Genomic DNA, 6,198 nt, shown 5'->3' with positions numbered 1-6,198 from the left:
CTCCCTTTCATCACCTCTCTCCCTCATGGTGAGCTTGTCGAACCACGAACCACGCACCACAAAGCCCCCAACTGGCAGAGGCAAGTGCAGGGAAAGCCTATATCAGCCTTTGAGTGTTGCGTTGCGGATGAGATCGATATTGGCGCGGTAGCTGGCTTCCGAGCCACCCTTGAACACAGCAGAACCTGCAACGAGTGCATTGGCACCGGCTTCAGTCGCCAGTCCGGCCGTGTCGGCGGTAATTCCGCCATCGACTTCCAGATCAATCGGGCGGTCGCCGATCATGGCTTTGATCTTGCGGATCTTGCTCAAAGTTTCAGTGATGAATTTTTGCCCGCCAAAGCCGGGATTGACGGTCATGACGAGCACCAGATCGACATCGTTCAGAACATATTCGATGGCGGATTCAGGTGTGCCGGGATTGATGGCAATGCCAGCCTTCTTGCCAAGTGCGCGGATTGCCTGCAGCGAGCGGTGGACGTGCGGACCGGCTTCGGCATGAATGGTGATGATATCGGAACCCGCCTTGGCAAAAGCTTCGAGGTAGGGATCGCAAGGCGAAATCATCAGATGCGTATCGAAAACTGCATCGGTGAGCGGGCGGATCGCTTTGACCACTTCCGGGCCGAAAGTGATATTGGGGACGAAATGGCCGTCCATGGCGTCAATATGTACCCAGTCAGCACCAGCTTTAAGGACCGTGGTGACTTCCGAGCCAAGCTTGGAAAAGTCCGAAGCGAGGATGGACGGGGCGATGACAAGCGGACGGCTCATGGCGTTCTCCGGTAGAGGTTTTGTGCGCGCCCGTTACCATGGGTATCCGGCAGGCACAATGAAAACCCTGTCAGGCGCGCGTGCTCCACACAGGAAACAGGTCATTGGGCGCTGCTGTGGCAGCAAATACGCCGCGTGCAACGGCACGCGCCATGGTTGAAGCGGCAGCAGCGCAAAGCTCGATGAACTCATCGATTTCAGGTGCCCGTCCAGCGGTTCCGGTTGCAAGGGCAAACACCAGATCGCCATCGAATGGTGTGTGCGACGGCCAGATGGCGCGGGTAAAACCGTCATGGGCCGCAATGGCTAGACGCTTTGCCTGTGCCTTGGTGAGTTGCAAGTCCGTCGCAATGACGCCGATGGTTGTGTTGGTGTCCTTAGCCGCTTCCTTGAATTTTGTTTTGACGTCAGCTGCATCGGAGGGAAGCGGATGGGGCAGGCCAAGACCGCCAAACTCATCGCCGATCTCAAAAGGTGCTGCCCAGAAATGGCGGGTCTTACCAACAGTAACCGATCCAAGCGCATTAACGGCGACAAGTGCACCCATGATGGCGCCGCTTGGCAGGATGGATGAGGCGGAACCAAGGCCGCCTTTCATGCCGGTCACAAGCGCACCCATGCCCGCACCCACGCTGCCAAGGGCAAAATCACGCGATGCGGATTGCACTGCCTGATAGCCAAGCTCGCGATAGGGTGGATAAAGCCCCCAATCCTTGTCGCCGCCATTGATCAGGTCAAACAATATGGCGGCGGGAACGATGGGAATACGCTGGCCACCGACTTTGAAGCCGATACGCTTTTCGCGCAAAGCCGCCTGTACACCGGAGGCTRCATCGAGACCAAAGGCCGAGCCACCTGACAGAACAAGCGCATTGATGGTTTCAACGGTGTTGTGCGGTTCAAGAAGATCAGTCTCGCGCGTGCCGGGTGCACCGCCCAGAACCTGTACAGCCGCCGTTGCCGGTTCATCGCAGAGAATGACGGTGGTGCCGGATTTGATTGTGGCATCCGCAGCATTGCCGATGCTCAATCCGGCGACATCCGTAATGAGGTTGCGGGGGCCAGATTTAAGCGGCATTACTTCGTCTCCTGCACAAACTGCTTTCCATCATAGCGTTGCAGACGAAGGGTGTCGGCAATACGCTCGCCATGCGCATCGAACTGAACGGGTCCAATGGCTGTATCAAATACGTTTTTGCGCAGGAGATCAGCCAGCGAGGCGGCTTGCGCCTGTGCGGTGGTCAGAAGCTGGATGGCAACTTCTGCCGCGGCATAGGCGGGCACCGTATAGCCCTCCGGTGCCTTGCCCGCGAGTTCAATGGCATTTTTGGCATTGCGCGCGCTTTCGAGCGTTGCCGGGTCAACGGGTGCGACCATCACGGTTCCCACGGAAAGATCGCTGCCATTGGTGATTGCGTTGAGCGTTTCGCCGCCGACAATGGTGAGAGGATAGTTGAGTGCCGCCGCGCTGCGGCCGATGGCAACGACATCATCCCGTTCTCCACCAATGAAAACCTGTGTCGCTCCGGCACGTTTCAACCGGCCGATAAGCGCGTTCTGATTATCGAGACCGGGGCGATAGGTATCGGTAAACACCGGCTTCAGGCGCTTTTCCTCCAGCCGCGCCCGCACGGCGGAGGCGATCTCGCGGCCAAAAATGGTGCCGTCATCGATGATCGCAAAGGGGGAAGATCGCCAGATACCCGCCAGAAGATCGCCAGTCTCGCGTGCGGCATTGCGCTCGGACGGAGCGATRCGAAATACCTGATAGGGTGTTTCGGCGCGCAATTCTGTCAGCGTCTGGTCCCGTACACCCGGTGTTATGACGGCGATGCCCTTCTGGCTGAGAATGGGCAAGGCCGTTTCAAGCGATTCTGCACAGAGAAATCCGATAACGATGGTGGCATTGGCGAGCACCATTTCGCGAGCCGCAGCGGCACCGCCCGCAGCGTCACATTTATCATCGGCGGTGACGACGCCAATATCCTGACCCTGCTTATTGCCCGAGACAGCCACATTGACGCCATCCACAAGCTGGCTGCCCAGCCGCGCAAAGGAGCCGGAAAGCGGTGCGATGACGCCGATCTTATCCTGCGCATAGGCGACACAGCTAAACAACAGGCATAGGCCAAGCGTTGCGGCGCGTATCATGGGATTCATTGCGATATTGCCGTACCTTCGGGACATTGGATAACCAAACGTTGGATTTGGGTAGCTGTTTCCTTCACTCTGCGCAATGCGGCTCTATATAAAAGGATAAGCATGGTGCGATAATATCGGCGTCAGATCACAGGCGCGGAAAAAATATTCTGCTCCAGTGGTTCAAGCCCTATGGTTCGGAAGCATGTTGCGATAGTGATGATTTGGACAATGGAAATAATATAGTGCTCATCGCCAAAGATCAGAAGATAGAACCGCTCGCCTTCCGCAATGCCATGAGCCATTTTGCGGAAGCGGTTCACATCATTACGACAGATGGACCGGCGGGCAGGCGCGGCGTGACGATTTCAGCAGCGTGTTCCGTGTCTGACGACCCGGCGACCATATTGGTCTGTTTGAACCGCCAGCATGAATTCAATCATCTCTTCATCGAGAATCAGGTTTTTGCCCTGAATGTGCTTTCAGCGGGCCAGCAGGCGGTTTCGGAGGCTTTCTCAGGCAAGGGTGATCTTTCGCAGGAAGACCGCTTTGGGCTTGCGCACTGGCAGACGCTGCAAACAGGCGCGCCGGTGCTCGCCGATGCGCTGGCCAGCTTTGACTGCCGTATCATTGCCACCCATGAGGTGGCGACGCATTATGTCATCTATGGCAAGGTGACGGCACTGCATATTGGCGAGCGCAGCCAGTCACTCGTCTATCTCAACCGCTCCTATCACGGTGTAGGAGACTAGAACCAACGGAGACTCCATGGCCGACCAGTCCGTTTCACCATTGCCGCAATCGATTGACGAGACGTTGGCACTGCTTGAAATCGGTGGCTATGTGGCGGATCGGTCGTTGGCAACGGTGCTGTTCCTCTGCCTGCGCATGAAACGTCCGCTGTTTCTCGAAGGTGAGGCAGGTGTCGGCAAAACAGAGATTGCCAAGGTTCTGGCGTCGACGCTAGATCGCCCGCTCATCCGTCTGCAATGTTATGAAGGTCTTGATATTTCCTCCGCCGTCTATGAGTGGAACTATGCGGCGCAGATGATCGAGATCCGGCTGGATGAAGCGACAGGAACGGTCGACAAATCTGCCATTGAACGCAATGTGTTTTCCGAAAAGTTCCTGATCCGGCGTCCTGTGTTGCAGGCGCTGTCGGGCGAACCGGGCAGGGCTCCGGTGTTTCTGATCGATGAACTGGATCGCACGGATGAGGCCTTTGAAGCGTTTCTGCTGGAAGTTCTATCTGAATATCAGGTGACGATACCTGAGCTTGGCACGATTGCGGCCGCCGAACCGCCCATCGTCATCATCACCACCAACCGCACCCGTGAAATCCACGATGCCTTGAAGCGCCGCTGTCTCTATCATTGGGTTGACTACCCCACGGCGGAACGCGAGCTTGAGATCATCAGGCGCAAAGTCCCATCCGCCAATGAACGGCTTTCCGACGAAATCGTCCGTTACGTGCAGAAATTGCGGGATATGGACCTGTTCAAGCTGCCGGGTGTGGCCGAAACCATTGATTGGGCCGGGGCATTGACCGAGATGGACAAGCTGGCGCTCGATCCGGAGACGGTTTCCGATACAATTGGCGTGCTGCTCAAATATCAGGATGACATCGCACGGATTTCTGCGGGCGAGGGACGGCGCATTCTTGACGAGGTCAAGGCGGAGCTGAACGCAGCCTAGGATGGAAACGCCAACCTCATCGCCATCAACCAGCCGGCTGGCAGACAATATTGTCTATTTCGCCAGAGCCCTGCGCAAGGCGGGTATGCGGGTTGGTCCCGCGGCGGTAAAGGATGCCATAGAGGCTGTCCTTGCCGGTGGTATCGGCTCGCGTGAGGATTTTTATTGGACCTTGCGCAGCGTTCTCATTGTCAGGCGCGAAGATCATGCAACATTTGACGAGGCTTTCCGGCTTTACTGGCGCTCACGTGAGCTGATTGAGGCAATGCTCGCCATGTTTTCGCCCGATGCCATGGAACCGGAGCGGTCCAAGCCAACCGAAGCGCGTGTCGGCCAAGCGCTTTTCAACGGCAATGGCCGCCATGAACCCCAGCAGCAACCGCCTGAAACAGACATTGATGCGCGTTTCACCTTTTCCGGCAGGGAAGTGTTGCGTTCCAAGGACTTCGCCCAGATGAGCGCTGGCGAGCTTGCACAAGCGCGCCGGGCGATGGATCAACTGGTCTTGCCTGTCGACAAGGTGGAGACGCGGCGCTTTCGGGCTGATCCGAAAGGACGGCGTATCGATCCACGCGCCATGATGCGTGCGAGCCTGAAAACCGGCGGCGACCTCATCCTGCCGAAATTTCGCTCGCGGCGTGAAATACACCCACCACTGGTTGTGCTTGCGGATATTTCCGGGTCCATGAGCCAATATACCCGGATTTTCCTGCATTTCATGCATGCGATGATGGCCAAGCGCCGCCGTATCAATTGTTTTGTCTTTGGAACGCGGCTGAGCAACATCACCCGCCCCTTGCGCTACCGGAACCCCGATGACGCGATTGCCCATTGCACCGGTGCTGTACGCGACTGGTCGGGCGGCACGCGTATTGGCGAAACGCTGCGGGAATTCAATCGGCACTGGTCGCGCCGGGTTCTGGGGCAAGGTGCGGTGGTTCTGCTGATCACCGATGGGCTGGAGCGGGAGGAAACCGATGGGCTGGAAGCGGAGATGGAACGGTTGGCAAAATCGTGCCGGCGGCTGATCTGGCTCAATCCGCTTCTGCGGTTCGAGGGTTTTGAACCACGCGCCCGAGGGGTGCGGGCCATGTTGCCCTATGTCGATGATTTTCGCGCCGTGCATAATCTCGATGCGCTGGAGGATTTGTGCAAAGCGCTGGGGCGTCCGTCAGAAAAGCGTGATGACCCGAAACGCTGGTTGCAAAGGTCTTTCCCGCAACCCACGTTATATTCATAATGCTGCGGGAGGCCTTTATGACACAACTGAACACGAATGAGCTGGACCCATTGCTGATTGCCGAAAGCTGGATGCTTGACGGCCGTGATGTTGCTATCGCCACGGTTGTCGAAACATGGGGATCAGCACCGCGTCCCGTTGGCAGCCACCTTGTCATTGACGAGAAGGGTAATTTTGAAGGCTCGGTTTCAGGCGGATGTGTCGAAGGCTCGGTGATATCGGAGGCGATGGATGTTTTGACCAGTGGCGAACCGCGATTGCTGGAATTTGGCGTTGCCGATGAAACCGCGTGGCAGGTTGGACTTTCCTGCGGTGGGCGCATCAAAGTCTATGTGGAACGGTTGGGCTGA

General features: G+C 57.2%; 7 protein-coding genes. 4 read left to right on the top strand and 3 right to left on the bottom strand.

Annotated features, from left to right (window positions below; all coding sequences use genetic code 11):
• Positions 1-102: 102 nt before the first annotated feature.
• From rpe to AB4Y96_RS24865, 3 genes are all read right to left on the bottom strand, one after another.
• On the bottom strand, positions 103-774 hold the full coding sequence (rpe, locus tag AB4Y96_RS24875; RefSeq protein ID WP_441920601.1) for a ribulose-phosphate 3-epimerase: 672 nt from the start codon (positions 772-774) through the stop codon (positions 103-105).
• A gap of 70 nt (positions 775-844) precedes the next feature.
• A complete protein-coding gene (locus tag AB4Y96_RS24870) occupies positions 845-1,852 on the bottom strand; it encodes a P1 family peptidase (RefSeq protein ID WP_441920600.1) in 1,008 nt (335 codons plus the stop codon).
• Positions 1,852-2,934, bottom strand: a complete 1,083-nt coding sequence (locus AB4Y96_RS24865; protein WP_441920598.1) for a branched-chain amino acid ABC transporter substrate-binding protein — start codon at positions 2,932-2,934, stop codon at positions 1,852-1,854. Before AB4Y96_RS24865 ends, AB4Y96_RS24870 begins: the two co-directional genes overlap by 1 nt.
• Before the next feature lie 203 nt (positions 2,935-3,137).
• Between AB4Y96_RS24865 and AB4Y96_RS24860 the strand changes: the two genes are divergently transcribed.
• From AB4Y96_RS24860 to AB4Y96_RS24845, 4 genes are read left to right on the top strand one after another with little or no spacing between them, the layout of a single operon-like run.
• The gene (locus AB4Y96_RS24860) at positions 3,138-3,665 is read left to right on the top strand and encodes a flavin reductase (RefSeq protein ID WP_441920597.1); all 528 of its coding nucleotides are present in this window, start codon (positions 3,138-3,140) and stop codon (positions 3,663-3,665) included.
• Positions 3,666-3,681: 16 nt separating this feature from the next.
• The gene (locus tag AB4Y96_RS24855) at positions 3,682-4,608 is read left to right on the top strand and encodes an AAA family ATPase (protein WP_441920595.1); all 927 of its coding nucleotides are present in this window, start codon (positions 3,682-3,684) and stop codon (positions 4,606-4,608) included.
• A gap of 1 nt (position 4,609) precedes the next feature.
• On the top strand, positions 4,610-5,848 hold the full coding sequence (locus tag AB4Y96_RS24850; RefSeq protein WP_441920593.1) for a vWA domain-containing protein: 1,239 nt from the start codon (positions 4,610-4,612) through the stop codon (positions 5,846-5,848).
• Positions 5,849-5,865: 17 nt separating this feature from the next.
• A complete protein-coding gene (locus AB4Y96_RS24845; RefSeq protein WP_441920591.1) occupies positions 5,866-6,198 on the top strand; it encodes an XdhC family protein in 333 nt (110 codons plus the stop codon).

The organism is Phyllobacterium sp. TAF24, assembly GCF_052113785.1.
GTDB lineage: Bacteria > Pseudomonadota > Alphaproteobacteria > Rhizobiales > Rhizobiaceae > Phyllobacterium.
Note: the sequence above shows the minus strand (reverse complement) of the source record. Positions and strands in the feature narration are given on the sequence as shown.

What these genes read in the sequence shown, in the direction of transcription:
- rpe (WP_441920601.1), bottom strand. Translation starts at nt 774, where the DNA reads ATGAGCCGTCCGCTTGTCATCGCCCCGTCCATCCTCGCTTCGGACTTT.
- AB4Y96_RS24855 (WP_441920595.1), top strand. Translation starts at nt 3,682, where the DNA reads ATGGCCGACCAGTCCGTTTCACCATTGCCGCAATCGATTGACGAGACG.
- AB4Y96_RS24850 (WP_441920593.1), top strand. Translation starts at nt 4,610, where the DNA reads ATGGAAACGCCAACCTCATCGCCATCAACCAGCCGGCTGGCAGACAAT.
- AB4Y96_RS24845 (WP_441920591.1), top strand. Translation starts at nt 5,866, where the DNA reads ATGACACAACTGAACACGAATGAGCTGGACCCATTGCTGATTGCCGAA.